This window comes from Streptomyces sp. NPDC007907 (assembly GCF_042959365.1).
GTDB lineage: Bacteria > Actinomycetota > Actinomycetes > Streptomycetales > Streptomycetaceae > Streptomyces > Streptomyces indiaensis.
In genome coordinates this window covers 21975-47602 of record NZ_JBIBKR010000005.1, presented here as the reverse complement: position 1 = coordinate 47602, position 25628 = coordinate 21975, and the positions used below count along the sequence as shown (strand labels likewise).

Sequence of the window (25628 nt, the reverse complement as noted above, 5' to 3'; positions counted from 1 at the left end):
GAACGAGCAAAGCTCATCCCCGGAAGGGGTCCGGGATCCCGACCGGCTGGACCAGCCAGCCGAAGCCGCCCAGGCCGCCCGGCGCGGTGAGCTCGGCGGCCTCTCCGGCGCTCGCGAGGGCGCGTACGTACCCGGCGGGGTCGGTGGAGGCCAGCGTGAGCGGGGGGCGTGCGCCGGTCACGTCCAGGGCGTGCAGCGCCTCGCGCTGGGGGAGCACGCGGCCACCGGGCAGCGCGCACGCGTCGAGGGCGACATGGGCCGTGATGTCGCAGGAACCGTCCGGGACGGGTGTGGTCTCCCGGCCCTCCCGGAACCCGGTGAGTGTCCCGAACGGCGGCCGGGTGTCCGCCGTGTGCGCGTAGTCCACGGCCACGGCGAGGCCCCGCCGGAGCGTGGCGACCGCCCCGGCCCAGGCCTCGTCCCGGGGCAGTCCGATCTCGGCGCGCAGCCCTTCCTCGCCGGGCAGCGGCCACCACCGCTCCAGCCACCGCGCCGACGCCCCTGTCACCGGCTCCCCGAGCCGCTCCGTCCCGTCCTGCCGGACCATGACCAGCCGGGCGACGCCGGCGGCGTCCACCTCCGTGACCTCCACGGGCACGTTGTCCAGCCACTCATTGGCGAACAGCAGCCCGGTCGTCCCCTCCGGGGGCACGGCCCGCCACTCGATCCGGTGATCGAGCCCGGCGGGCCGCTCGGCGATCTCGACGGCGTACGCGCGAGTGCGCGCCGCCACATCCGCGGGGAGCGCGGCCAGGACCCCGCGCGTCAGCTCACCCCGCCCGGCCGCCATGTCGACGAAGTCCAGCGTCTCGGGCCGCCCCAGCGCCTCGTCGACCCGGCACAGCAGCCGCGCCACGGCCCCGGCGAACAGCGGCGACGCGTGCACGGACGTCCGGAAATGCCGGGCTGGCCCCTCCGCGCGCCGGTAGAAGCCCCCCGGCGCGTACAGGGCGTGCTGCGCCGCCTCACGCCACCCGCGCCACCCGCGCCACCCTCGCCACTCGTCCCTCGTCCGTGCCGTCACCGGGCCAGGCTATGCGCACACAACGCACGCAACTCCACCTTGCGGAGTACGCGCGCCCGGTGCGGATCGGCCCTCCGGTTGACCCCTGCACCTATCCCGCTTCCCTACGCTGGGTTACGTGCAGCGCCTCTATGACTTCCTCCGCAGGCACCCGATGTGGGTCGACGGCTTCTGGGCCGTGGTCCTCCTCGGGATTTCGTTGCTGGGCGGGGCGGCAGGCGAGCGGATCGGCCCATGGGCCGCCGTCGTCCCCATCACGCTGCTGCTGAGCCTCGTCGTCGCGCTGCGCCGCCGGATGCCGGAGAAGATGCTGCTGCTGGCCTGCGCGGTCGGCGTAGCACAGCTGATCACCGACGTCGCGATCCTGCCCGCCGACTTCGCCATGCTGGTGATCGTCTACACGGTCGCGGTGGAGGGTGCCCGCTGGGCGTCACGCTTCGCGCTGGTCGCCGGCCTGTGCGCGGCCCCTCTCGCGCAGTTGCGCTGGTCGAACGAGCAGACGGGCGTCGCGGGCGACATCGCCCTGGCGGTCCTGCAGACCGTCCCCTTCGCCCTCGCCTGGGTACTCGGCGACTCCATCCGCACCCGCCGCGCCTACTTCGCGCAACTGGAGGAGCGGGCCGCCCGTCTGGAGAAGGAGCGCGAGGCACAGTCCAAGGTGGCCGTCGCCGCCGAACGGGCCCGGATCGCACGGGAACTGCACGACGTCGTCGCGCACAACGTCTCGGTGATGGTGGTCCAGGCCGACGGCGCCGCCTACGTCCTAGACGCCGCGCCCGACCAGGCGAAGAAGGCCCTGGAGACCATCTCCTCCACCGGGCGCCAGGCCCTCGCCGAGATGCGCCGCCTGCTCGGCGTGCTGCGCACCGGTGAGCACCAGGAGGCCGGCGAGTACGTGCCGCAGCCCGACGTCCAGCAGATCGAGGACCTCGTCGAGCAGTGCCGCACGTCCGGACTGCCCGTCGACTTCAAGGTCGAGGGCACCCCCCGCCCGCTGCCCAGCGGCGTCGAGCTCACCGCCTACCGCATCGTCCAGGAGGCGCTCACCAACACCCGCAAGCACGGCGGGCCCAAAGCGGGCGCGAGCGTGCGCCTGGTGTACTTCGACGACGGTCTCGGCCTGCTCGTCGAGGACGACGGCAAGGGCGCCCCGCACGAGCTGTACGAGGAGGGCGGGTTCGACGGGCAGGGCCACGGTCTGATCGGCATGCGCGAGCGGGTCGGTATGGTCGGCGGCACCCTGGACGCCGGCCCGCGCCCGGGCGGAGGATTCCGCATCAGTGCCCTGCTGCCGCTCAAACCCGCGCACTGACGCGGCCGCACGCCCCTCGCTGACACCTGTAACGACCTGCGATGACCTGTAACGCCCCTTGCGGCGACCCCGACATGGAAGAGGCCCGATGACGATCCGCGTGATGCTCGTCGACGACCAGGTGCTGCTGCGGACCGGGTTCCGGATGGTGCTCGCCGCCCAGCCCGACATGGAGGTCGTGGCGGAGGCGGGGGACGGCGTCGAGGCCCTCCAGGAACTGCGGACGACCGAGGTCGACGTGGTGCTGATGGACGTCCGCATGCCGAAGCTCGACGGGGTGGAGACGACCCGCCGGATCTGCGCGGACACCGACCCGCCGAAGGTGCTGATCCTGACCACCTTCGACCTCGACGAGTACGCCTTCTCCGGGCTGAAGGCGGGCGCCTCCGGCTTCATGCTGAAGGACGTGCCGCCGGCCGAGCTCCTGACCGCGATCAGGGCCGTGCACAGCGGGGACGCGGTGGTCGCGCCCTCCACCACCCGCCGGCTGCTGGACCGCTTCGCTCCGATGCTGCCGGGCACCAAGCAGCCCCAGCACAAGGAGCTGGAGCGGCTCACCGACCGTGAGCGCGAGGTCATGGTGCTGGTCGCGCAGGGGCTGTCCAACGGCGAGATCGCGGCGCGGCTGGTGCTGTCGGAGGCGACCGTGAAGACGCACGTGGGCCGCATCCTGACCAAGCTGGGGCTCCGGGACCGGGTGCAGGTCGTGGTGCTGGCGTACGAGACCGGGCTGGTGCGGGCGGGCGGGCACGGCTGATCCGGGACGCGGGCCGGCTGCCGAGGAGCTACCGGAGAGCCACCCGGGAGAACTACCGGAGGATCCCTTCCAGGAACTCGCTGCCGAGCCGGGCCACCACCGTCACGTCCAGCTGGTGCAGCACGTAGCGGCCGCGGCGGCGCGTGGTGATCAGGCCCGCCTTCTTCAGCACGGCCAAGTGCCGGGATATCTCCGGGGCCGTCATGCCGAGCACCTGGGTCAGCTCGCTGGTGGTGTGCGCGCTGCGGGCCAGATAGCGGCTCATGCGCATCCGCACCGGATGGGACAGCGCGGTCATCCGCAGGGCCAACTGCTCCAGCGCCTGCGGTGCGGCGAGCTCCGGTGAACCGACCGGGTAGTGCAGCACCGGCTGCCAGCCGTGCCGGTGCAGGACCATCAGATGCGGCCAGCCGAGGCTCGTCGGGACGAGCAGCAGGCCGCCGTCGCCCGTGGCCGTACGGCCGTCGCCCAGCTTGTCGACCGTGATCCGGGTGGCGGCCGCGTCGAGCGTGACCGCCGGGGACACCGCGGCCAGTCCCTCGGCCAGGCCCTTGCGCCGCAACAGGTCCGTCTTGTGCCGGGCGTCCGCCGCGAGTTGGTGGCGCAGCCGGGACCAGACGTCCGCGAAGAACCCCTCCTCGCAGTCCTGGAGGAACTGCCGCAGCCAAAGTCGGATCCGGGGCGGATCGGCCAGCAGCCGCTCCCCGAAGCTCAGTTGCCGCGGTCCGCGCGCGGCGGCCAGCTCCAGTGTCCGGCGGCGCGTCTGCGGGTCGGACAACGCCGTGGGTCCGCATTCGCCGTAGGCCGGGGAACAGGTGAACTCCAGTGCCGTGTCCACGAACTGCTCGTCGGACAGCTTGTCGAGCTGGTCCAGTTCCTCGGCGAGGGTCGCGCCCGGGAGCGAGCGCCGGTCCGGCAGGCCCGCCCAGGGCAGGAACAGGTCCGAGAACGTCGTCCGCCACAGGAAGTCCGCCTCGCACATCCGGTCGGCCAGATGCGGGTCGAGCCGGGCCGTCACGGCCGTCACCCAGCCCTGCAGGCCCGGGTGATGAGCCGGCTCGGACAGAGCGTGCAGCGCCATGCCGAGCTCGGCCAGGGGCGACGGCACGACGGCGACCGCCTCGGGCCGCAGCCCCTCGATGTCGATGTGCACGCTCATGCCCTCATGGTGCACCGGGCCACCGACAACGCCCCCGTCGATTGACGGGCCTCGTCAATCGACGCGACGCCGCGACCGGCCCGGGCGCACGGTGGGGCCACCGGGCAGCCGCGAAGCCTCCGGACCTCCATCACCCCGTCCCGCGGAGGCGATCCAGCATGAGCGTCACGCAGCAGTACCTCCTCGACACCTACCGCGCCCGGACCCTCGGCGAACCCGCCCCGCCGGCGCCCGGCACCCACGACCGGCAGGTCGTGCGGGAAGGGCGCGACGAACGCCGGCTCCGCGCGATCCTGGCGGGCCGCCCGGCCCGGCCCCGGTTCCAAAACGCCCTGAGCCGGTGGCGGCGGCGCCTTACCTGACCCGCTCCGGCAGCCGGGCCGGGAACTCCCGACCACCGTCCGCCCTACCTGACAGGTTCCGGCAGCCGGGCCACGAACTCCGCCACCGCCGCCTTCACGTCCTCGGCGCTCCACTCCAGCCCGGCGGCCCGCACATGCACCTCCGTGAGCGCGAGACCGGGGCCTCCCCGGTCCCAGCCGCCGCCGAACAGGACGACCCCGGTCTCCTCGGCCGTGCGGACCGCGGCCTCGGTGAGGACCTCCGGCTCGTAGGGCAGCCACACCTGGAAGTCGTGGGTGTGCGGCACCTCCGGGTGCACGCGTGCCCACGGCAGACCGGCCGCGGCGAACCCCTCGCGCAGGGCGGCGGCCACCACGCGCGCGTGGGCCACGTACTCCGGCAGCCGGGGCAGCTGCCGTTCGAGCCCGACCAGCGCCGACAGCACGGTCGGGAACTGCTGGAAGACCATCCCGCCGTAGCGGTGCCGCCAGGTCTTCGCCTCCTCGACGAGCTCCTCGGGTCCCGCGAGCGCCGCACCGCCGAAGCCCTCCAGGGACTTGTAGAACGACACGTAGACGCTGTCGGCCAGGCCCGCGATCTCCGCCAGGGGGCGGCCGAAGTGGACGGTGGACTCCCACAGGCGGGCCCCGTCGAAGTGCACCACCGCGTCCCGCTCCCGCGCGGCCTCGACGACCCCGGTGAGCTCCTCCCAGGTGGGCAGCACGAAACCGGCGTCCCTGAGCGGCAGTTCGAGCATCAGCGCCCCGAAGGGCTCCTCGAAGTCGCGCACCTCGGCGGCGGAGGGCATCCGCGGCTCGCTCGTCAGCCGCACCGGGCGCAGCCCGCCGACCTCGCTGAACGCGTTGCGTTCGTGCACCTCGGGATGGCTGAGCGCGTGCAGGGCGACGGTCGGGTTCCCGGTGCGGCCCGCCCAGCAGCGCAGGGCCACCTGCTGGGCCATCGTGCCGGTCGGGAAGAACGCGGCGGCCTCGGTGCCGAGCAGCCCGGCGACCTTCGTCTCCAGCGCCTCGACGACACCGTCGCCGTACAGGTCGGACAGCTGGTCGAGGTCGTGGACGGCGGCCGCCTCCTCCAGCACCGCCAGCCGCTCCCGGAGAGTCTGGTGGAAACCGAACCGGGCGAGCACACGCCGGGCGGTGCGATGGGCGGCCAGCCGCCTCGCGCGCAGCCCCGCGCCCCCGTCCTCGCCCGTCACCTCGTCGCCCGTCGCCTCGTCGTCTGTCACCTCGTCATCCGTCGCCTGGTCGTCGGTCACCCGGTCGTCGCGTTCCGCCGCATCGGTCATGCCCCGGATCCTGCCCCGCGCGCGTGCGGCGGGGCACCCGCATTTCGGCATGGCCTCACGCCCTTCCGGGAATGCCGCTCGGGCATGCACAGCCTGTGGACAGCCGAACACCCCTCGAACCGATCGCGTTAACATGACGAGAAATCGTCCGGTACCCGGAGCGGACTGGAACGGGAAGGCCGCCGTCGAGTGAACACAACCCCACAGCCAGACCCCAAGGACCGCCCCGCGCGGCTCACCGTCGGCGTCGTCGGCGCCGGCCGTGTGGGTCCCGCGCTCGCCGCGTCCCTGCAGCTCGCCGGGCACCGCCCGGTCGCCGTCTCCGCCGTGTCGGACGCCTCCCGGCGCCGCGCCGCGCACCTGCTGCCGGACGTGCCGGTGATGCCGCCCGCCGAGGTCCTGAAGCGGGCCGACCTGGTGCTGCTGACCGTCCCCGACGACGCCCTGCCCGACCTCGTCACCGGCCTCGCCGACACGGGATCGGTCCGGCCCGGGCAGCTCCTCGTCCACACCTCCGGGCGGTACGGCGCGCGGGTCCTCGACCCCGCCCTGCGCGCGGGCGCCCTGCCGCTCGCCCTGCACCCCGCGATGACCTTCACGGGCACGCCCGTCGACGTCCAGCGGCTGGCCGGCTGCTCCTTCGGTGTCACCGCCCCCGAGGAGCTGCGCCTGGCCGCCGAGGCCCTCGTCATCGAGATGGGCGGCGAGCCGGAGTGGATCGCCGAGGAGAACCGGCCGCTCTACCACGCGGCGCTCGCCCTGGGCGCCAACCATCTGGTCACGCTGGTCGCCCAGTCCATGGAGCTGCTGAGCGCGGCCGGTGTCGCCGCCCCCGACCGGATGCTCGGACCGCTGCTCGGCGCCGCCCTGGACAACGCCCTGCGCTCCGGCGACGCGGCCCTCACCGGCCCGGTCGCGCGCGGCGACGCGGGCACGGTCGCCGCGCACGTCACCGAGCTGCGCCGGCACGCCCCGCAGGCCGTCGACGGCTACCTGGCGATGGCCCGGGCGACCGCCGACCGGGCCCTGGCCCACGGCCTGCTGAAGCCGGAACTCGCCGAGGACCTCCTCGGGGTACTCGCCCACGGCACCGACGGCACAGAGGAGGACGCCCGATGACCACCGCCCTGCTGCGCACCGCCGCCGACCTGCACGCACGCGCGCGTGCGGGCCGCCGCGCCGTGGTGATGACCATGGGTGCCCTGCACGAGGGCCACGCCACCCTGATCCGCACCGCGCGCGGCATCGCCGGGCCGGACGGCGAGGTCGTCGTCACCGTCTTCGTCAACCCGCTGCAGTTCGGTCAGGGCGAGGACCTCGACCGTTACCCGCGCACCCTGGACGCCGACCTCGAAGTGGCCGGGGAGGCGGGCGCGGACGTCGTGTTCGCCCCCGCCGTCGACGAGGTGTACCCGGGCGGCGAACCGCAGGTCCGTGTCACCGCGGGCCCCATGGGCGAGCGTCTGGAGGGCTCCTCCCGCCCCGGCCACTTCGACGGCATGCTCACCGTCGTGGCCAAGCTGCTGCACCTCACCCGCCCCGACGTCGCCCTCTACGGCCAGAAGGACGCCCAGCAGCTGGCCCTGATCCGCCGCATGGTGCGGGATCTGAACTTCGCTGTGGAGATCGTCGGCGTGCCCACCGTCCGCGAGGAGGACGGCCTGGCCCTGTCCAGCCGTAACCGCTACCTGTCGGCCGCCGAGCGGCGCACCGCCCTCGCCCTGTCCGGGGCGCTGTTCGCGGGCCAGGACCGGCATGCCGCGCAGGAGGCGCTGCGGGCCCGGGCCCGCGAAGTGCCCGCCACGCGCGCGCGTGCCGAGGCGCTCAGCGCCATAGGGGAGTCCCGTGCGGCGGCGGACGCGCACGCCGTGGCGACGGCCGTCCCCGGCGGTCCGTCGGCCGTCCGCGCCGCCGCCCGCCAGGTCCTGGACGAGGCCGCCCGCCTCGAACCGCCGCTCGTGCTGGACTACCTCGCCCTGGTGGACCCGTCCGACTTCACCGAGATCGGGGACGACTTCACGGGCGACGCGGTCCTCGCCGTCGCCGCCCGGGTCGGGGCGACCCGGCTGATCGACAACGTCCCGCTCACCTTCACACGCTTCGGAGCCGCCTCGTGACCAGCACAGGCATACGTCTGCACGCGCCCGCCGCCGGGTGGTCCATCGCCGCGGACGTGGTCGTCGTCGGCTCCGGCGTCGCCGGACTGACCGCGGCCCTGCGCTGCGAGGCCGCGGGCCTGCGGACGGTCGTCGTCACCAAGGCCCGTCTCGACGACGGCTCCACCCGCTGGGCCCAGGGCGGCATCGCCGCGGCCCTCGGCGAGGGCGACACCCCCGAGCAGCACCTCGACGACACGCTGGTCGCGGGCGCGGGCCTGTGCGACGAGGACGCGGTCCGGCTCCTGGTCACCGAGGGCCCCGACGCCGTACGCCGCCTCATCGAGACCGGCGCCCGGTTCGACGAGTCCGACGAGGGTGAACTGGCGCTCACCCGCGAGGGCGGGCACCACCGCCGTCGCATCGCCCACGCCGGCGGTGACGCCACCGGTGCCGAGATCTCCCGCGCCCTGGTCGAGGCCGTACGCGCGCGGGGCATGCGCACCATCGAGAACGCGCTCGTCCTGGACCTCCTCACGGACGCGGAGGGCCGCACCGCCGGTGTGACCCTGCACGTCATGGGGGAGGGCCAGCACGACGGCGTGGGGGCCGTCCACGCCCCCGCCGTGGTCCTCGCGACCGGCGGCATGGGCCAGGTCTTCTCCGCGACCACCAACCCGTCGGTGTCGACGGGCGACGGCGTGGCGCTCGCGCTTCGGGCCGGCGCGGAGGTCAGCGACCTGGAGTTCGTCCAGTTCCACCCGACCGTGCTGTTCCTCGGCCCGGACGCGGAGGGCCAGCAGCCCCTGGTCTCCGAGGCCGTGCGCGGCGAGGGCGCCCACCTGATCGACGCCGACGGCGTGCGCTTCATGGTCGGGCAGCACGAACTCGCCGAACTCGCCCCCCGCGACATCGTCGCCAAGGGCATCCTGCGCCGCATGCTGGAGCAGGACGCCGAGCACATGTACCTCGACGGCCGGCACTTCGGCGCCGAGATGTGGGAGCACCGCTTCCCGACGATCCTGGCCGCCTGCCGGGCCCACGGCATCGACCCGGTCACCGAGCCCATCCCGGTCGCCCCGGCCGCCCACTACGCCTCCGGCGGCGTCCGCACCGACTCCCACGGCCGGACGACCGTCCCCGGCCTGTACGCGTGCGGCGAGGTCGCCTGCACCGGCGTGCACGGAGCCAACCGGCTGGCGTCCAACTCGCTGCTCGAAGGCCTCGTCTACGCCGAGCGCATCGCGGACGACATCGCGGCCGAGGGCCTGCACGCGCGCGTGCCCCAGCCGGTCCCGCACCCGGAAATCCCCGAGCACCCCCTGCAGACCCCGGAAGCCCGTTTCGCCATCCAGCGGATCATGACGGGCGGGGCGGGCGTCCTGCGCTCGGCCGGCTCCCTCAGCAAGGCGGCCGACCAGCTCCAGCGCCTGCACACCGACGCCCGCGAGGCCCTCGCCGAGAACGGCAAGACGGCCGAGGCAGGCGTCGACACCTGGGAGGCCACCAACCTGCTGTGCGTGGCCCGCGTCCTGGTGGCCGCCGCCCTGCTGCGCGAGGAGACCCGGGGCTGCCACTGGCGCGAGGACCGCCCCGAGCGCGACGACACGACCTGGCGGCGCCACATCGTCGTCACCCTGAATCCGGACCGCACGCTGGCCGTGCGCACCACGGACACCACACACTTCCCCCCGACCCTCCCCACCCAGGCCCCCCAGGAGCAGTGACCGACGTGAGCACCCCCGACCTTCCCCTCGCCTCCTCCGGGAGCTGCGGAGACGGCTGCGCCTGCGGCGCGGACGACGAGGCATACCTGGAGTGCGGCCTGGACCCCGCACTCGCCCAGCTCCTGGCCGACGCCGGCCTCGACCCCGTCGAGGTCGAGGACATCGCCAACGTGGCCCTCCAGGAGGATCTGGCCCACGGCGTGGACGTGACGACGGTGGCGACCATTCCCGAGGACGCGGTGGCCACGGCCGACTTCACCGCCCGTGAGGCGGGCACCGTGTCCGGCCTGCGCGTCGCCGAGGCGGTCATCTCGGTCGTCGTCGAGGAGGAACTCGAGATCGAGCGCCACGCCGAGGACGGCGACCGCGTCGAGGCGGGCCAGAAGCTGCTCTCCGTCACCACCCGCACCCGTGACCTGCTCACGGCCGAGCGCAGCGCCCTGAACATCCTGTGCCGCCTGTCGGGCATCGCGACGGCCACGCGCGCGTGGGCGGACGTCCTGGACGGCACCAAGGCCCGGGTCCGCGACACCCGCAAGACCACCCCGGGCCTGCGCTCGCTGGAGAAGTACGCGGTCCGCTGCGGCGGCGGCGTCAACCACCGCATGTCCCTGTCGGACGCGGCCCTGGTCAAGGACAACCACGTGGTCGCCGCGGGCGGTGTCGCCCAGGCCTTCCAGGCGGTGCGCGAACGCTTCCCCGAGGTCCCCATCGAGGTCGAGGTCGACACCCTGGACCAGCTCCGCGAGGTCCTGGACGCCGGCGCCGACCTGATCCTCCTGGACAACTTCACGCCGGCGCAGTGCGCGGAGGCCGTCGCGATCGTCCAGGGCCGCGCCGCCCTGGAGGCCTCCGGCCGCCTCACCCTCGACAACGCCAAGGCGTACGCCGACACAGGCGTCGACTACCTCGCCGTCGGAGCCCTCACCCACTCCTCGCCGATCCTGGACATCGGCCTGGACCTGCGGCCGGCGGAGTAGGGGCGGTACGGGCCATGCTGCTGACGATCGACGTAGGAAACACCCACACCGTCCTCGGCCTGTTCGACGGCGACGAGATCGTCGAACACTGGCGCATCTCCACGGACGCGCGCCGCACGGCCGACGAACTGGCGGTCCTCCTCCAGGGCCTGATGGGCATGCACCCGCTCCTCGGTGACGAGCTGGGCGACGGCATCGACGGCATCGCCATCTGCGCGACCGTCCCCTCGGTCCTGCACGAGCTCCGTGAGGTGACCCGCCGGTACTACGGCGACGTGCCCGCCATCCTCGTCGAACCGGGCGTCAAGACGGGCGTGCCGATCCTCATGGACAACCCCAAGGAGGTCGGCGCCGACCGCATCATCAACGCGGTCGCGGCGGTCGAGCTCTACGGCGGCCCCGCCATCGTCGTCGACTTCGGCACGGCGACGACGTTCGACGCGGTCAGCGCGCGGGGGGAGTACGTCGGCGGGGTCATCTCGCCCGGCATCGAGATCTCCGTGGAGGCCCTGGGCGTCCGCGGCGCCCAGCTCCGCAAGATCGAGGTGGCCCGGCCGCGCAGCGTCATCGGCAAGAACACGGTCGAGGCGATGCAGTCGGGCGTCATCTACGGTTTCGCCGGCCAGGTCGACGGCGTCGTCAACCGCATGTCCCGCGAGCTGGCGGAAGACCCCGACGACGTCACCGTCATCGCGACGGGCGGCCTCGCGCCGATGGTCCTGGGCGAGTCGTCGGTGATCGACGAGCACGAACCGTGGCTGACGCTGATCGGACTGCGGCTGGTGTACGAGCGGAACGTGTCACGCATGTGAGCGTCCACCGGGCCGGGGGCGAGTGAGCGCAGCCGGACCGGCGCCCCGGTCCGCGGCGGCAGGCACCAGGCGCGGCCGAATCCGCGCCTCCGGTCCGCGGCGTTGCAGGCACCAGGCGCGGCCGAATCCGCGCCTCCGGTCCGCGGCGTTGCGGGCACCACGCGCGGCCGGACCTGTGCCCCCGGTCCGCGGCGTTGCAGGCACCAGGCGCAGCCGGACCCGAGCCCCCGGTCCGCGGTGTTGCAGGCACGTCCGGCTCGGTCCGAACCGCAGGTCCTAGGCGGGACGAGTGGTCCCTCGCGCCACACCCGTCCCCTATGCGAGATTTGTCTGATTAGCGCGTATCGTCGCCGCATGCCCACGCCCTACGGATCCCGCGGCGGCATGGCGTTCGGTGTGGAGGAGCTGCGTGTGCTCCGCCGCGCTCTCGCCCTCGCCCTCCACCCCACCCCCGCCTCGGCCGAAGACGTCCAGGACTGTCTCCGCCTCGCAGAGTCGCTCGACGAGGCCCTGCGGGAGGGAGCCAGGCTGCGCGCCTTCCTCGTGGCCGACCTGGGCCGGTACCGCGCCGCCCTCCCCGGCACCGCCGCCGGCTACCTCGCACTCCTGGACGAGGCCCTGGGCGCCGGTTACCGCCCCGTTCCCGACGACCTCGCCGCCCTGGGCGCCCTGCGCGGCAATCCCGCCGCAGCGGCCCTTCTGGACCGCTGCACGCCCGTCCCGGCGGCCACCGCGCCCGCCCCCGTGGCCGTCGTGCCCGGCTCCCGGACCCGCACCCGTCTCCTGGCGATCCCCGGCGGCCGCGCCCCGGCCAATGACGCCGCCGACAGGCCGGAGAAGCAGCCGGAGAAGAAGCCGGCACGCAAGCCCGCGCCCCCCAAGCCGGCCCCCACCCCGGCGCCCGCCCCCGGCACCCCCAAGCCCTCCCGCCCGATCCCCACCCCGGGCGAGGTCTTCCCGCGCCGCAAGCCGGCCCCGCCCCCGCCCTCCAACCCCCAGCAGCTCGCCGCGGGCTGACGTGGCTACCCTGGAGCCATGGACTACGTCTCCGCGCTGCTGCCCCCGGCCGTCATGGCCGTCTTCTTCATCGGCGTGATCCGGGTGATCGTGAAGACCCAGGGCGGCGCCAACAAGGCCAAGGAGGACGCGGCCGTGGACGCCGCCCTCGCGCGCGTGGAGGGCGCCCGCCGGCCCGGCGCGGCGTCCTCGAAGGCCGACGCCTGACCCCACCCCTTCCGAGGGCGTACGACTCGGCGGACCCGCACCCCGCGGCGCCCGCACTTCCGAGCCGTACGCCCTTTTTGTGCACGTTCGCCGGTGAAGCGCACGTCCGCCACGCCATTACCGGGATCTCCCACTATTGTTCTGAGCTGTGCCTCGCCCATTGGGAGAACTCGAAGACGCGGTCATGTCGCGGGTGTGGAAGTGGAACCGCCCGGTGACCGTTCGAGAAGTCCTGGAAGATCTTCAGAAGGAACGGTCCATCGCGTACACCACCGTGATGACCGTTTTGGACAATCTCCATCAGAAGGGCTGGGTGCGCCGCGAGGCGGAAGGCCGTGCCTATCGATATGAGGCGGTCTCCACCCGCGCCGCCTACGCGGCCGCCCTGATGAACGATGCCTGGTCACAGAGCGACAACCCCGCCGCCGCTCTCGTCGCCTTCTTCGGCATGATGAGCGAGGAACAGCGGCGGTCACTCACCGATGCCGTACGGATCGTGCAGGGTCCGGAAACCCGGGAACCGACCGAACCGTCGGAATCCGCGGAACGGCCCGAACGGCCCGAACGGCCGGAACCCGGGGAAGCCCCTCCGGAGAACCCCGCCTCCGCTCGGGAGCGGGACGGGCGATAGCGTCCCGTCATGTCCGCGAAGAGCCCCGAAGCCGCCGCAAAAGCCATCACCGTCCGGCGGGCGCGCACCAGCGATGTCCCGGCCGTGCGCGGCCTCCTTGACGCCTACGTGCGCGGCCGCATCCTGCTCGACAAAGCAACGGTGACGCTTTACGAGGACATCCAGGAGTTCTGGGTCGCGGAACGGGACGACAACGCCGAGGTCGTCGGCTGCGGTGCGCTGCACGTGATGTGGGAAGACCTCGCGGAAGTCCGCACTCTCGCGGTGAAGCCCGGCCTGAAGGGTGCGGGTGTCGGACACCGGGTGTTGGAGAAGTTGCTGCAGACCGCCCGCTGGCTCGGCGTTCGCCGGGTTTTCTGTCTGACCTTCGAAGTCGACTTCTTCACCAAGCACGGCTTCGTGGAGATCGGCGAGACACCTGTCGACACGGATGTCTACGCGGAGCTGCTGCGTTCCTATGACGAGGGTGTCGCGGAGTTCCTCGGACTCGAACGAGTGAAACCGAACACCTTGGGCAACAGCCGGATGCTCTTGCATCTGTGATCGCCGGATGCCGGTCGGCCGCAAGAGCGCACGGCCGGTTCGTCAAGGCATATTCCGCCGGGCCGCCCTGCCCCGGTTCCCTATGTCCGAAACGCGCACGTTTCCGGACGGAGCCCGGGCTGCCGGTCTCAGCCGGGGGTTTGTGTTTTTCCGGCAAAAGCGGTTTGCTTTCCGCAGTACTGCAGTACTGCATATAACAGGGGACGGCGATACGGCGGACGCCGGCACACCCCGGCCCTGAAGATATCGATGAAAGGAAATCCGGTGGCACAGAAGGTTCAGGTCCTTCTTGTCGACGACCTCGACGGTGGCGAGGCGGACGAGACCGTGACGTTCGCGCTGGACGGCAAGACGTACGAGATCGATCTCACCACTGCCAATGCGGACAAGCTCCGTGGCCTTCTCGAGCCTTACGTGAAGGGCGGTCGTCGTACCGGAGGCCGTGCTTCGGGCGGGCGCGGAAAGGCGCGCGCCGCGTCGAGCGGCAGCCAGGACACCGCGGCGATCCGCGCCTGGGCGAAGGAGAACGGCTACGAGGTCAACGACCGCGGCCGTGTTCCCGCGACCATTCGCGAGGCTTACGAGAAGGCCAACGGCTGAACAGCGGCACTACCGACCCTGCGTACGCACGGCCGGCGGCTCGGCGCCCGCGCGCCGCAGCCGGATCCGGTGGCACCGCGTGGCCACCGTGCTCACCAGCCGCACGAGATCGGGGGCGTCCCCAGCGCCCCCCGGCGCCGACAGCGTCGGCAGCGAGGCCTCGACCTCGCATCCCGGCTCGGGGGGCCGCAGCCACACAGCGGCCCCCTGGGAACCGAACCGGCCCCGCGGAGCGGGCGGAACACCGGCCCCGCAGGGCGCCGCGGTGTGCGAGGCGCACGACGACGGCACCGTCCTCTCCCCGTGAGGCTCCGGGGGCGACGGCGCCTCCACGAGGCCGTCCGCGCCGATCGCGACCAGATCCAGCGGCAGGTAACCCCAGTCCAGCCACTCCAGCAGCCCCGGAAGCTCCTCCGCGCTGCCCGCGGCCACCCAGAGCAGCATCCGGTCGCCGCGCAGGGCGACCGGAGAGCCCGGCGGCGCGTGCCGCAGCGCCGCGTGCCCGGCCTCGGCCGGCACGTCCAGGACGTCGTAGCGCACCCCCACCACCAGGCGCAGCGGATCGCCGGGCACCGTGGGCCACGCCAGTTCGTTCTCGTACCACCGCCGGACCTGACCGCTCGCGCCGGCCGGGGCGAGCGGCCGGCGGGGGAGCGGAACGAGCGGGGACGAGGATGCGGTCACGGGCTGAGGGGCGCCGAACATGCCACGTGCAACAGTCCGAAGGCCGTTCCGGTTACGCTAGGTCGCTTGCCCGATGCGCAGGGTGGCGAAATGGGGGCGCGCCAGTGGTGCGGGGAGGCGCAAGGTTGTTCGCCCGTAGCGGAGGGAACCGGGGCGCTCGGCATGGTCTTCCGCTCCCCGCGGGTAAGACATCCCTAGTGGGAGGGGGCGACACGCAGGAAAGGACGTCTCACGTTCGCCATCGGCGTACTGGCGAGTGGGGTATCTGCCTGGCCTGCGGGAACATCGTCTCGCACCATCGGGTTGGAGCAGATGTCGGCGTTCGGGGTCAGGAGGCCAAGGACGGTGTCGGCAGTTGGAATGAGCGGTCCCCGCTTGCGGGACTAAGCTGCGGAAGGACAGGGAGGGGAAGTTCCCCCCACTGCCTGACCGCTCTGAGGAGCGATTAACGATGTTCGAGAGGTTCACCGACCGCGCGCGGCGGGTTGTCGTCCTGGCTCAGGAAGAAGCCCGGATGCTCAACCACAACTACATCGGCACTGAGCACATCCTCCTGGGCCTGATCCACGAGGGTGAAGGTGTCGCCGCCAAGGCCCTTGAGAGCCTCGGGATTTCGCTCGAGGCGGTCCGCCAGCAGGTGGAGGAGATCATCGGCCAGGGCCAGCAGGCCCCGTCCGGCCACATCCCCTTCACCCCCCGTGCCAAGAAGGTCCTGGAGCTGTCGCTCCGCGAGGCCCTTCAGCTGGGCCACAACTACATCGGCACGGAGCACATCCTGCTCGGCCTGATCCGCGAGGGCGAGGGCGTCGCCGCCCAGGTCCTCGTGAAGCTGGGCGCAGATCTGAACCGCGTGCGGCAGCAGGTCATCCAGCTGCTCTCCGGTTACCAGGGCAAGGAGACCGCCACCGCCGGCGGTCCTGCCGAGGGCACCCCCTCCACGTCCCTGGTCCTCGACCAGTTCGGCCGGAACCTCACCCAGGCCGCTCGTGAGTCCAAGCTCGACCCGGTCATCGGGCGCGAGAAGGAGATCGAGCGGGTCATGCAGGTGCTGTCCCGCCGTACGAAGAACAACCCGGTGCTGATCGGTGAGCCCGGCGTCGGCAAGACCGCCGTCGTCGAGGGCCTCGCCCAGGCCATCGTCAAGGGCGAGGTGCCCGAGACCCTCAAGGACAAGCACCTCTACACCCTGGACCTCGGCGCCCTGGTCGCCGGCTCCCGCTACCGCGGTGACTTCGAGGAGCGCCTGAAGAAGGTCCTCAAGGAGATCCGCACCCGCGGCGACATCATCCTGTTCATCGACGAGCTGCACACGCTGGTCGGTGCGGGTGCCGCCGAGGGCGCCATCGACGCCGCTTCGATCCTGAAGCCGATGCTGGCCCGTGGTGAGCTCCAGACCATCGGTGCCACCACGCTGGACGAGTACCGCAAGCACCTGGAGAAGGACGCGGCCCTGGAGCGCCGCTTCCAGCCCATCCAGGTCGCGGAGCCGTCCCTGCCGCACACGATCGAGATCCTCAAGGGTCTGCGCGACCGGTACGAGGCGCACCACCGCGTCTCCATCACCGACGAGGCGCTGGTCCAGGCCGCCACCCTGGCCGACCGGTACATCTCGGACCGCTTCCTGCCGGACAAGGCGATCGACCTGATCGACGAGGCCGGTTCCCGGATGCGCATCCGCCGGATGACCGCGCCGCCGGACCTGCGCGAGTTCGACGAGAAGATCGCCGGCGTCCGCCGCGACAAGGAGTCCGCGATCGACTCGCAGGACTTCGAGAAGGCCGCCTCCCTGCGCGACAAGGAGAAGCAGCTCCTCGCCGCCAAGGCCAAGCGGGAGAAGGAGTGGAAGGCCGGCGACATGGACGTCGTCGCCGAGGTCGACGGCGAGCTGATCGCCGAGGTCCTCGCGACCGCCACCGGCATCCCGGTCTTCAAGCTCACCGAGGAGGAGTCCTCCCGCCTGCTGCGCATGGAGGAGGAGCTCCACAAGCGGGTCATCGGCCAGAACGACGCCGTCAAGGCGCTGTCGAAGGCGATCCGCCGTACCCGTGCCGGTCTGAAGGACCCCAAGCGTCCCGGTGGCTCGTTCATCTTCGCCGGTCCGTCCGGTGTCGGTAAGACCGAGCTGTCCAAGGCGCTCGCCGAGTTCCTCTTCGGCGACGAGGACGCGCTGATCTCCCTCGACATGTCGGAGTTCAGCGAGAAGCACACGGTCTCGCGTCTCTTCGGTTCGCCCCCCGGTTACGTGGGCTACGAAGAGGGCGGCCAGCTGACCGAGAAGGTCCGCCGCAAGCCGTTCTCGGTCGTCCTCTTCGACGAGGTCGAGAAGGCCCACCCGGACATCTTCAACTCGCTGCTGCAGATCCTGGAGGACGGTCGCCTGACCGACTCCCAGGGCCGGGTCGTGGACTTCAAGAACACGGTCATCATCATGACGACCAACCTCGGTACCCGGGACATCTCCAAGGGCTTCAACCTGGGCTTCGCGGCCTCGGGTGACACGAAGACCAACTACGAGCGCATGAAGAACAAGGTCCAGGACGAGCTCAAGCAGCACTTCCGGCCCGAGTTCCTCAACCGCGTCGACGACGTGGTCGTCTTCCCGCAGCTCAGCCAGGACGACATCCTCAAGATCGTCGACCTGATGATCGGCAAGGTCGACGAGCGCCTGAAGGACCGGGACATGGGCATCGAGCTCTCCCAGTCCGCCAAGGAGCTGCTGTCCAGGAAGGGCTACGACCCGGTGCTGGGTGCGCGTCCGCTGCGTCGCACCATCCAGCGCGAGATCGAGGACTCGCTGTCGGAGAAGATCCTCTTCGGCGAGCTGCGTCCCGGTCACATCGTGGTCGTCGACACGGAGGGCGAGGGCGAGACCAAGACCTTCACCTTCCGCGGCGAGGAGAAGGCGGCTCTCCCGGACGTCCCGCCGATCGAGCAGGCGGCCGGTGGCACGGGTCCGAACCTGAGCAAGGACGCGTAAGCGTCACGGCCTGACGAGAAGGGGCCGGTGCCTTTCGGCACCGGCCCCTTCCGCATGTCCGCGCCCCTACGACAGCTGCCCGTCGTAGTCCGGCAGCTTGAAGGTCCTCTCGGCATGGCCGCCCGACAGGTCGGTGGTGCTGTTGCCGATGTTCGCGATGATCGTGTAGCCCTTGCGCTCGATGTCGACGCGCTGGGCGGTCTTGTAGTCGGCGACGTTCTTGAAGAGGTCGATGAAGTGGCGGACGTAGAGCCCGGAGACCTGGTAGCCGGTCTGCTTCAGGTTGTAGTGCGTGAACGCGGCGATGATGTCCGGCCGCGCTGTCACGAAGAACAGAGCCACGCCGCGCTCCTGCGCGTATCTGGCGGCTTCCAGGACCGGCTTGTTGGCCGGTTGCGGATAGCTGAAACCGAAGTCCGTCTCCAGCGTCGTGTTGTCGATGTCGAAGACGATCGCCTGCTTCTCGCCCGGCTTCGTGGCCGCTATCCGCTGCTTCAGGTAGGGGAGCGCCTGGTCCATCACGGCCTGGCAGTCCTTCTGCCAGGTGCCGTAGTCGACGTCCGCGGCCGCGGACGGGGGCGCGGCGGTGGTCGAGGAGGCCGGGGCGGCGGTCGTGGCGTCGGCCGGCGCGGCCATCGCCACGAGGGCCGCCGCGGAGACGGCGGTCACTGATACGCGGCGCAACCAGGGGCGTCGGGTCTGCATGTCGTGGGGGTCCTCTCACGTCCGTGACGCTGCCAACATGTCGTGTGCATGCTTGTGCGCGAGGGTGGCGCGAGGGGAACCGTAGGGTTACCGAACGGTAGGAGCCTAGAGGCGTGCGCCACATTTAAGGAATGGCCGAAGAGGGCCCCCGGTGACATGCCGCACAGGCGATATGTCCGTTACTAGCTGGAATAGTGGATAACGGATCAGGAGGAAAGGGATTTTTTTGCCTGCGCGCGGGCGGAAGTGCAGGCCAGTGTCCTGATTCGTCCCGAATGACTGCTGTGTCAAGAGACGTAGAACACTGAAGCAATTTACTAACTAGCGTCGTAGATCACGCTTTTGGGCGTTTGTCGGACTTCGGGTTACCAAGGGATGGCCACACGGCGAGCGGTTGTGCGCCGGGTGGTTTTCTCCGTCCCCTTCCATACGAGGTTTCGATGTCCCAGCGCGTCACGTCCCGTTCTTCCCGTACGTCCCAGCTCCGCACCCGTGCGACCGTGCTGGCCGCCGGCCTTGGTGTCTCGGTCGCACTGGGAGCCGGGGTCGCGTCCGCCGCCGACACCACGGCCGCGTCCGGGGCTGCCGGCGCCGTCCAGGCGCAGGCCGCCGTCCAGGCCAAGGTCGCCAAGGCCGAGGCTGTGAAGGCTGAGAAGGCCGCCAAGGCTGCCGCCGCCAAGAAGGCGGCCCAGAAGAAGGCCGCCGCCAAGAAGGCCGCGCCCTCCTGGGTCGACCCGGTGAAGAAGTACACGCTTTCCGCGAGCTTCGCCCAGAACGGCGGCATGTGGGCCCACAAGCACAGCGGTCAGGACTTCGCCGTGCCGAGCGGCACCCAGGTCTTCGCCACCCACGGCGGCACCGTGGTCAAGGCCGGCGGCAACGGCGCCGGCGACGGCCCGGCGTACGGCAACGCCATCGTCATCAAGCACGGCAACGGCACGTACTCCCAGTACGCCCACCTGTCGAAGGTCAAGGTGCACGTCGGCCAGATCGTCAAGACCGGTCAGGAGATCGCCAAGTCCGGCAACACCGGCAACTCCAGCGGTCCGCACCTGCACTTCGAGATCCGTACGACCCCGAACTACGGTTCCGCGGTCGACCCGGTGAAGTTCCTGCGCGCCAAGGGCGTGAAGGTCTGACCCGCCTGACCGTGCGGGCCCGCTAGGAGCCGCCGGCTCCCCGGTGGGCCTGGGTCACCAGGTCCGTGGCGACCTCGAGGACGGCTTTGTTCTTCTCCTCGGGGTCGTCTCCCATGTCCTGGAGCAGGAACATCCCGGCGTGCAGCGTGAAGATCGCGCTGGCGCAGCGGACCTGGTCGACCAGATCGGCGTCCGGGTCCACGATGATGTCGCGCAGACTGTGGATGCGCGCCTTGAAGGACTCGCCGATCCGCAGGTCCCTGACCGTCGCCTGGTTCTCGTGCATGAAGCGGAACAGCGGGGTCGCCTCGGCCAGCGTGTCGGCGTAGCGGCGGATGATCTCCTGCTTGGTGGCGAGGGTGTGCGGCTGCTGCCGGCCCCACTCGATCAGGTCCTCGATCGGCTGCGTGAGGTCCTCGAAGATGCTGACGAGGATCTCTTCCTTCGTCTTGAAGTGGTAATAGAGCGCCGCCTTGGTGACCTCCAGGCGCTCCGCGATCTCGCGCAGGGAGGTCTTCTCGTAGCCCTGCTCGGCGAAGAGTTCGAGGGCCACGTCCTGGATGCGCCGGCGGGTGTTCCCGCGGCGCCGCTGCCTGGTGCCGTCCATGGTGCCGCCCATCCTCCTACGCCGCCCGGTTTCCATAAAACTTACTTGACGCCCGGCTAGTTCCGCGGCTAGCTTCCGAAGTGTAGTCACTAGCCGGTCGACAAGTAAGTAGCGGTTGCTGGGGGAGTGGGAAGCGATGACGGACACAACGGACACACCGGCAGCCGACGCCGGGGGGAAGCAACCCAGGAGCGTGCGGGTCGTCCTGCTCGCGCTGATGATCGCGATGATGCTCGCGATGCTCGACAACATGATCATCGGCACGGCGATGCCGACGATCGTCGGTGAGCTGGGCGGGCTCGAACACCTCTCCTGGGTCGTCACCGCCTACACCCTCGCGACCGCGGCCTCCACCCCGCTGTGGGGCAAGCTCGGCGACATGTACGGCCGCAAGGGCACGTTCCTCTCCTCCATCGTGATCTTCCTGATCGGCTCCGCGCTCAGCGGCATGGCCCAGAACATGGGCGAGCTGATCGGCTTCCGCGCGGTGCAGGGTCTCGGCGCCGGCGGTCTGATGGTCGGCGTCATGGCGATCATCGGCGACCTGATCCCGCCCCGCGAGCGCGGCAAGTACCAGGGCATGATGGCCGGCGTCATGGCGCTGGCCATGATCGGCGGTCCGCTGGTCGGCGGCACCATCACCGACAACTGGGGCTGGCGCTGGGCCTTCTACATCAACCTGCCGCTCGGCGTGGTCGCGCTGGTCGCCGTCACCGCCGTGCTGCACCTGCCGAAGAAGCGCTCCAAGGCGCGGATCGACTACCTGGGCGCCGCGCTGCTGACCGTCGGCATCACCGCGATCGTGCTCGTCACGACGTGGGGTGGCACGGAGTACGCCTGGAGCTCCGCACGGATCATGGAACTGATCGGCATCGGCGTCGCCGCACTGGTCGGATTCGTGTTCTGGCAGACCAGGGCCGCGGAGCCGGTGGTGCCGCTGCACATCTTCCGCAGCCTCAACTTCACGCTGATGTCGGTCATCGGTTTCATCACCGGCTTCGTGATGTTCGGCGCCACGCTCTTCCTGCCGCTGTACCAACAGGCCGTGCAGGGCGCGTCCGCGACGAACTCCGGGCTGCTGCTCCTGCCGATGCTCGGGGCGATGCTCGTGACCTCGATGGTCGCCGGGCGGGTCACCACGAACACCGGCAAGTACAAGGTCTTCCCGGTCCTCGGCAGCGCTCTGATGATCGTCGGGCTGTACCTGCTGTCCACGATGGACACCGGGACGTCCCGTGTGACGTCCGGGATCTTCATGGCCGTGGTCGGGCTCGGCATGGGCTGCCTGATGCAGATCACCATGCTGGTCGCGCAGAACAGCGTGGAGATGAGGGACATGGGCGTCGCCTCCTCCTCCACCACGCTCTTCCGCACGCTCGGCTCCTCCTTCGGCGTCGCGATCATGGGCGCGCTGTTCAACCACCGCGTCCAGGACGTCATGGCCGAGCGGGGCGGCGCGCTGGGCTCCAAGGTGACCGAGCAGTCGGCGCAGCTCGACGCGAAGAGCCTGGAGAAACTGCCGGTGCTGGTCCGTGAGGCGTACCAGCACGCGGTGTCCGCCGGCACGCACTCGGCCTTCCTGCTCGGGGCCGTGGTGGCGGTGGTCGCGCTGGCGGCGGCCGTGTTCGTCAAGGAGGTGCCGCTGAAGGGAGCGGGACCCAAGGAGGCCGGCCCGACCGACGCCCCGGCGGCGCAGCCGCCCGTGGTCGAGGCCGTCTGACCGCACCGCACGAAGGGCCCCCGGGAGTGTCCGCCCGGGGGCCTTCGTCCTGCCCGGCCATGAGCCCCGGGCCGATGTCGTACCCCCGTGTCACCATCGGTCGCATGGACAGGATGCGCCAGGTCCGGCTGGCCAAGGACGCGATGGACCGGGACTGGGCCGACCCCGGACTCGACCTGGACACCGTCGCCGCGCACGCCGGGTACTCCCGCTACCACTTCATCCGCGCCTTCAAGAGGGCGTATGGCGAGACCCCCGGCCAGTACCTCACGCACCGCCGCATAGAGCGCGCCGAGGACCTGCTGCGCACGGCGAACCTGTCGGTGACGGAGATCTGCCACCTGGTCGGCTTCAGCAGCGTCGGCACGTTCTCGGCCCGCTTCAAGTCCTGGACCGGGCTGACCCCCAGCGAGTACCGCACGAAGCACGTGGGCCGCGGCGCCGCCCTCATACCCGGCTGCTACGCCATGCTCTGGGCCGGCGGCTTCCGCTCCGCTCCCGGCGCCGAAGAGAAGCGCAATTCCGGAGAAGCGCACTGACACCCCGGCTGCCTACCGTGGCAGGGCGGGCACAACCGGCCGCAGCCGCAGCGTCAGAGCAGGAGCACACCATGATCAAGGGTCTCGCCATCTCGACCGTCTGGGTCCTCGACCAGGACCGCGCCAAGGAGTTCTACACGGAGAAGCTGGGCCTGGAGGTCCGTACGGACATGACCATGGGCGAGGGCGGCATGCGCTGGCTCACGGTCGGCTCGCCCGACCAGCCCGACGTCGAGCTGACCCTGATGGTGCCCGGCGGGCCCGCGATGGACCCCGAGTCCGCGGAGATGGTCAAGAAGCTCGTGACGAAGGGCGCGCTCGGCGCGGGCGTGCTGACCACCGACGACATCCACGGCGACTACAAGAAGCTCAAGGACAAAGGCGTGGAGTTCCTCCAGGAGCCGCAGGAGCGCCCGTACGGCACGGAGGCGCTGTTCCGCGACGACTCCGGCAACTGGTTCTCGTTCACCCAGCCCCGCGAAGGCGGTCTCGACATGGACCAGGACTGGTCCTGCTGAACTGCCGCGGCACCCTCACGACCCCGGCAGCATCGGGTAGCTCCCCGTGTTCGTCGGCGCGTGCTCCGGCAGCCACAGCACGGCGACCGCTCCCTCGGCCGGCAGGTGCTCCGGTGTCCCGGGCGTGCGGACGTTGCGGAACGTCAGCCGGGCGCCCAGCACCCGGGCCTGCCCGGCAGCGATGGTCAGGCCGAGCCCGTGGCCCTGCCCGGCCCGGTCCTTGCTGCCGGTGCGGAAGCGGCTCGGCCCGTCGGCGAGCAGGTCCTCCGGGAAGCCCGGGCCGTGGTCGCGCACGCGGATGACCCGGCCCTCGACGGTGACCTCGATGGGCGGCTTGCCGTGCCGGGCGGCGTTGGCCAGGAGGTTGAACAGCACGCGCTCCAGGCGGCGCGGGTCGGTGGTGACCTCCGACTCGTGCACGACGCGCACCTCGATGGCCCGGTCCTTGGCCGCCACCCGCCGGGCGACGAACTCGCCCAGCATGAGGTCCTGCAACTCCGCCCGCTCGGAGGCGCCGTCCAGACGGGCCACCTCCAGCACGTCCTCGACGAGGGTGCGCATGGCCTTGGCCCGGTCCAGCACCAGCTCGGTCGGGCGGCCCGGCGGCAGCAGTTCGGCGGCGGTCAGCAGCCCGGTCACGGGGGTGCGCAGTTCGTGCGCGATGTCGGCGGTGACCCGCCGCTCGGCCTCGATGCGCTGGCGCAGGGCGTCCGCCATGGCGTCCACCGCGCTCGCCAGGTCGTCGGTCTCGTCCCGGACGACCCCGCCCATCGCGTCCCGCACCCGCACGTCCGTCTCGCCGCCCGCGAGCTGGTTCGCCGCGACGGCCGCCTTGCGCAGGCGCCGGGACAGGTGCCCGCCGATCAGCACCCCGAGCGCGCTGCCGCCGAGGACGACCGCGATCGACCCGATGAACAGGGCCTGGTCGAGGTCCTGCAGGATGTCGGAGCTGCGGTCGGTGAAGCCCGAGTGCAGCGACATCACCTGCCCGTTCTTCAACGGCACGGCGGCCCATATGTCGGGCACGTCACCGGGCCGGTCGGCCACGTACGTCGCCCGCTGGCCCGCCTCGACCCGCTCCCGCAGCGCAGGCGGCAGATCCGGGTCGTTGATCTTGGTGTTGGGGAAGTTCATCCGCCCCGACAGCTCGAAGTTGCGCTGGGCGATCATGATCCGCTCGTCGGCGAGGTCACGCGCGTTGTCCAGCATCGAGACCCGGGCGGCGTTGTGCACCACGAGGCTCAGCGCGATCGCCACCAGCGCGCCCACCAGGGCGATGGCCGCGCTGAGCTTCCATCTGAGGCCCGTGCGGATGCCCGCCCGCTCCAGGCCCGCGGCGACCAGGCGCCGGAAGTGCCCCCTCATACCCCTGCCCCTGCTCAGGCCTTCAACTTGTAGCCGAAGCCGCGGACCGTCTCGATCCGGTCCTGGCCGATCTTCTGCCGCAGCCGCTGCACGTGCACGTCGACGACCCGGGTGTCCCCGCCCCAGCCGTAGTCCCACACCCGCTCCAGCAGCTTGTCCCGGGAGAGCACCGTGCCGGGCGCGGAGGAGAACTCCAGCAGCAGCCGCATCTCGGTCGGCGTCAGCGCGACCGGCTGCCCGGCGCGGCGGACCTCCATGCCCTCGGTGTCGACCTCCAGGTCCCCGAAGGCCAGCACCCCGCCGCTCGCCGGGGCGTCCGGCTCCCCGGCCCGGCCGCCGCCCGCATGTCCGAAGCGGCGCAGCACCGCGCGGATCCGGGCGACCAGGACGGCACCGTCGAACGGCTTGGTGACGTAGTCGTCCGCGCCCGCCTCCAGGCCCAGCACCACGTCGATGGAGTCGGCCCGCGCCGACAGCATGATCACCGGCACGGTCGACTCGTCGCGGATCCGGCGGCACAGGCTGACCCCGTCCAGGCCGGGCACCATGACGTCCAGCAGCGCGATGTCGGGGCGGTCCGCCCGGAACGCCTCCAGACCCGACAGCCCGTCGGGCATGGCGGTGACCACGAAGCCGTCCCGTTCCAGGGCGAGCTGCGTGGCCTCGCGGATGACGTCGTCGTCCTCGACGAACAGGACGTGGGTCTGGTCTGCCATCCCGGTGCTCTCTGTCCTCTGTGTTCCGTGGGGGTGCGTTCTACTGCCGGGGACACATGTGCGGTCGGTGGAGATGTGTTCTCCTCCTTGGACGCACAGTCCCCGCGGTGCGTTCACCGAGGGATCGTTCCGGGTGCCCCGATCG

The 25628-nt window shown here is 71.4% G+C and carries 26 protein-coding genes; 18 read left to right on the top strand and 8 right to left on the bottom strand.

The window, feature by feature from the left end:
* Positions 1 to 13 precede the first annotated feature (13 nt).
* On the bottom strand, positions 14 to 1024 hold the full coding sequence (locus tag ACFZDI_RS20855) for an SAM-dependent methyltransferase (RefSeq protein ID WP_391252340.1): 1011 nt from the start codon (positions 1022 to 1024) through the stop codon (positions 14 to 16).
* Between the two features lie 118 nt (positions 1025 to 1142).
* Here ACFZDI_RS20855 and ACFZDI_RS20850 point away from each other — a divergent pair, with 118 nt between their 5' ends.
* Positions 1143 to 2336 carry a sensor histidine kinase gene (locus ACFZDI_RS20850; protein WP_234749910.1) on the top strand — a complete coding sequence of 398 codons (1194 nt, stop codon included), beginning with the start codon at positions 1143 to 1145 and terminating at the stop codon, positions 2334 to 2336.
* A gap of 88 nt (positions 2337 to 2424) precedes the next feature.
* A complete protein-coding gene (locus ACFZDI_RS20845) occupies positions 2425 to 3093 on the top strand; it encodes a response regulator transcription factor (RefSeq protein WP_234749908.1) in 669 nt (222 codons plus the stop codon).
* Positions 3094 to 3145: 52 nt separating this feature from the next.
* Here ACFZDI_RS20845 and ACFZDI_RS20840 read toward each other — a convergent pair whose 3' ends face one another.
* Positions 3146 to 4252, bottom strand: a complete 1107-nt coding sequence (locus ACFZDI_RS20840; RefSeq protein ID WP_234749906.1) for a DUF5937 family protein — start codon at positions 4250 to 4252, stop codon at positions 3146 to 3148.
* A gap of 158 nt (positions 4253 to 4410) precedes the next feature.
* Here ACFZDI_RS20840 and ACFZDI_RS20835 point away from each other — a divergent pair, with 158 nt between their 5' ends.
* On the top strand, positions 4411 to 4614 hold the full coding sequence (locus tag ACFZDI_RS20835; RefSeq protein ID WP_234749905.1) for a hypothetical protein: 204 nt from the start codon (positions 4411 to 4413) through the stop codon (positions 4612 to 4614).
* Positions 4615 to 4658: 44 nt separating this feature from the next.
* Here ACFZDI_RS20835 and ACFZDI_RS20830 read toward each other — a convergent pair whose 3' ends face one another.
* Positions 4659 to 5900, bottom strand: a complete 1242-nt coding sequence (locus ACFZDI_RS20830; protein ID WP_391252337.1) for a beta-eliminating lyase-related protein — start codon at positions 5898 to 5900, stop codon at positions 4659 to 4661.
* A gap of 189 nt (positions 5901 to 6089) precedes the next feature.
* Between ACFZDI_RS20830 and ACFZDI_RS20825 the strand changes: the two genes are divergently transcribed.
* From ACFZDI_RS20825 to ACFZDI_RS20780, 10 genes are all read left to right on the top strand, one after another.
* Positions 6090 to 7019 (top strand): DUF2520 domain-containing protein, encoded by a 930-nt coding sequence (locus ACFZDI_RS20825; RefSeq protein WP_391252335.1) that lies wholly within the window; start codon positions 6090 to 6092, stop codon positions 7017 to 7019.
* Positions 7016 to 8017, top strand: a complete 1002-nt coding sequence (gene panC / locus ACFZDI_RS20820; RefSeq protein ID WP_391252333.1) for a pantoate--beta-alanine ligase — start codon at positions 7016 to 7018, stop codon at positions 8015 to 8017. Before ACFZDI_RS20825 ends, panC begins: the two co-directional genes overlap by 4 nt.
* Positions 8014 to 9723, top strand: coding sequence for an L-aspartate oxidase (locus ACFZDI_RS20815; RefSeq protein WP_391252331.1), 1710 nt, complete (start codon positions 8014 to 8016; stop codon positions 9721 to 9723). The genes panC and ACFZDI_RS20815 overlap by 4 nt, the downstream gene beginning before the upstream one ends.
* Before the next feature lie 5 nt (positions 9724 to 9728).
* Entirely contained in the window at positions 9729 to 10703 is a 975-nt protein-coding gene (gene nadC, locus ACFZDI_RS20810; protein ID WP_391252328.1) for a carboxylating nicotinate-nucleotide diphosphorylase, read from the top strand.
* A 14-nt stretch (positions 10704 to 10717) separates the two neighbouring features.
* A complete protein-coding gene (locus ACFZDI_RS20805; protein WP_234850973.1) occupies positions 10718 to 11515 on the top strand; it encodes a type III pantothenate kinase in 798 nt (265 codons plus the stop codon).
* Between the two features lie 354 nt (positions 11516 to 11869).
* Complete coding sequence (locus tag ACFZDI_RS20800) at positions 11870 to 12532, top strand: hypothetical protein (protein WP_391252326.1); 663 nt, start codon at positions 11870 to 11872, stop codon at positions 12530 to 12532.
* An 18-nt stretch (positions 12533 to 12550) separates the two neighbouring features.
* Positions 12551 to 12739, top strand: coding sequence for a hypothetical protein (locus ACFZDI_RS20795; protein WP_234850359.1), 189 nt, complete (start codon positions 12551 to 12553; stop codon positions 12737 to 12739).
* 184 nt (positions 12740 to 12923) lie between these two features.
* On the top strand, positions 12924 to 13370 hold the full coding sequence (locus tag ACFZDI_RS20790; protein WP_234850361.1) for a BlaI/MecI/CopY family transcriptional regulator: 447 nt from the start codon (positions 12924 to 12926) through the stop codon (positions 13368 to 13370).
* A gap of 9 nt (positions 13371 to 13379) precedes the next feature.
* Positions 13380 to 13913, top strand: coding sequence for an amino-acid N-acetyltransferase (locus tag ACFZDI_RS20785; RefSeq protein ID WP_234850358.1), 534 nt, complete (start codon positions 13380 to 13382; stop codon positions 13911 to 13913).
* Between the two features lie 264 nt (positions 13914 to 14177).
* On the top strand, positions 14178 to 14513 hold the full coding sequence (locus ACFZDI_RS20780; protein WP_010048839.1) for an Lsr2 family protein: 336 nt from the start codon (positions 14178 to 14180) through the stop codon (positions 14511 to 14513).
* A gap of 9 nt (positions 14514 to 14522) precedes the next feature.
* Here ACFZDI_RS20780 and ACFZDI_RS20775 read toward each other — a convergent pair whose 3' ends face one another.
* The gene (locus tag ACFZDI_RS20775; RefSeq protein WP_391252323.1) at positions 14523 to 15218 is read right to left on the bottom strand and encodes an SCO3374 family protein; all 696 of its coding nucleotides are present in this window, start codon (positions 15216 to 15218) and stop codon (positions 14523 to 14525) included.
* 430 nt (positions 15219 to 15648) lie between these two features.
* Here ACFZDI_RS20775 and ACFZDI_RS20770 point away from each other — a divergent pair, with 430 nt between their 5' ends.
* Positions 15649 to 18174 carry an ATP-dependent Clp protease ATP-binding subunit gene (locus tag ACFZDI_RS20770; protein ID WP_234850356.1) on the top strand — a complete coding sequence of 842 codons (2526 nt, stop codon included), beginning with the start codon at positions 15649 to 15651 and terminating at the stop codon, positions 18172 to 18174.
* Positions 18175 to 18240: 66 nt separating this feature from the next.
* Here the strand turns inward: ACFZDI_RS20770 and ACFZDI_RS20765 are convergent, their stop codons facing one another.
* A complete protein-coding gene (locus ACFZDI_RS20765) occupies positions 18241 to 18879 on the bottom strand; it encodes an HAD family acid phosphatase (RefSeq protein WP_391252320.1) in 639 nt (212 codons plus the stop codon).
* A gap of 440 nt (positions 18880 to 19319) precedes the next feature.
* Between ACFZDI_RS20765 and ACFZDI_RS20760 the strand changes: the two genes are divergently transcribed.
* On the top strand, positions 19320 to 20018 hold the full coding sequence (locus ACFZDI_RS20760; RefSeq protein WP_234850354.1) for a M23 family metallopeptidase: 699 nt from the start codon (positions 19320 to 19322) through the stop codon (positions 20016 to 20018).
* Positions 20019 to 20040: 22 nt separating this feature from the next.
* On the opposite strand, the gene ACFZDI_RS20755 is transcribed toward ACFZDI_RS20760, so the two are convergent.
* Positions 20041 to 20637: a TetR/AcrR family transcriptional regulator gene (locus ACFZDI_RS20755; RefSeq protein WP_234850353.1), complete on the bottom strand. Its 597-nt coding sequence runs from the start codon at positions 20635 to 20637 to the stop codon at positions 20041 to 20043.
* A 124-nt stretch (positions 20638 to 20761) separates the two neighbouring features.
* Here ACFZDI_RS20755 and ACFZDI_RS20750 point away from each other — a divergent pair, with 124 nt between their 5' ends.
* From ACFZDI_RS20750 to ACFZDI_RS20740, 3 genes are all read left to right on the top strand, one after another.
* Positions 20762 to 22345: an MDR family MFS transporter gene (locus ACFZDI_RS20750; RefSeq protein WP_234850352.1), complete on the top strand. Its 1584-nt coding sequence runs from the start codon at positions 20762 to 20764 to the stop codon at positions 22343 to 22345.
* Between the two features lie 113 nt (positions 22346 to 22458).
* Positions 22459 to 22884 (top strand): helix-turn-helix domain-containing protein, encoded by a 426-nt coding sequence (locus ACFZDI_RS20745; protein ID WP_391253206.1) that lies wholly within the window; start codon positions 22459 to 22461, stop codon positions 22882 to 22884.
* 71 nt (positions 22885 to 22955) lie between these two features.
* The gene (locus ACFZDI_RS20740; protein WP_391252318.1) at positions 22956 to 23402 is read left to right on the top strand and encodes a VOC family protein; all 447 of its coding nucleotides are present in this window, start codon (positions 22956 to 22958) and stop codon (positions 23400 to 23402) included.
* A 15-nt stretch (positions 23403 to 23417) separates the two neighbouring features.
* Here ACFZDI_RS20740 and cseC read toward each other — a convergent pair whose 3' ends face one another.
* The gene (gene cseC / locus ACFZDI_RS20735) at positions 23418 to 24767 is read right to left on the bottom strand and encodes a two-component system sensor histidine kinase CseC (RefSeq protein WP_391252316.1); all 1350 of its coding nucleotides are present in this window, start codon (positions 24765 to 24767) and stop codon (positions 23418 to 23420) included.
* Positions 24768 to 24781: 14 nt separating this feature from the next.
* Complete coding sequence (gene cseB, locus ACFZDI_RS20730; protein WP_234850349.1) at positions 24782 to 25483, bottom strand: two-component system response regulator CseB; 702 nt, start codon at positions 25481 to 25483, stop codon at positions 24782 to 24784.
* Between the last annotated feature and the right edge of the window lie 145 nt (positions 25484 to 25628).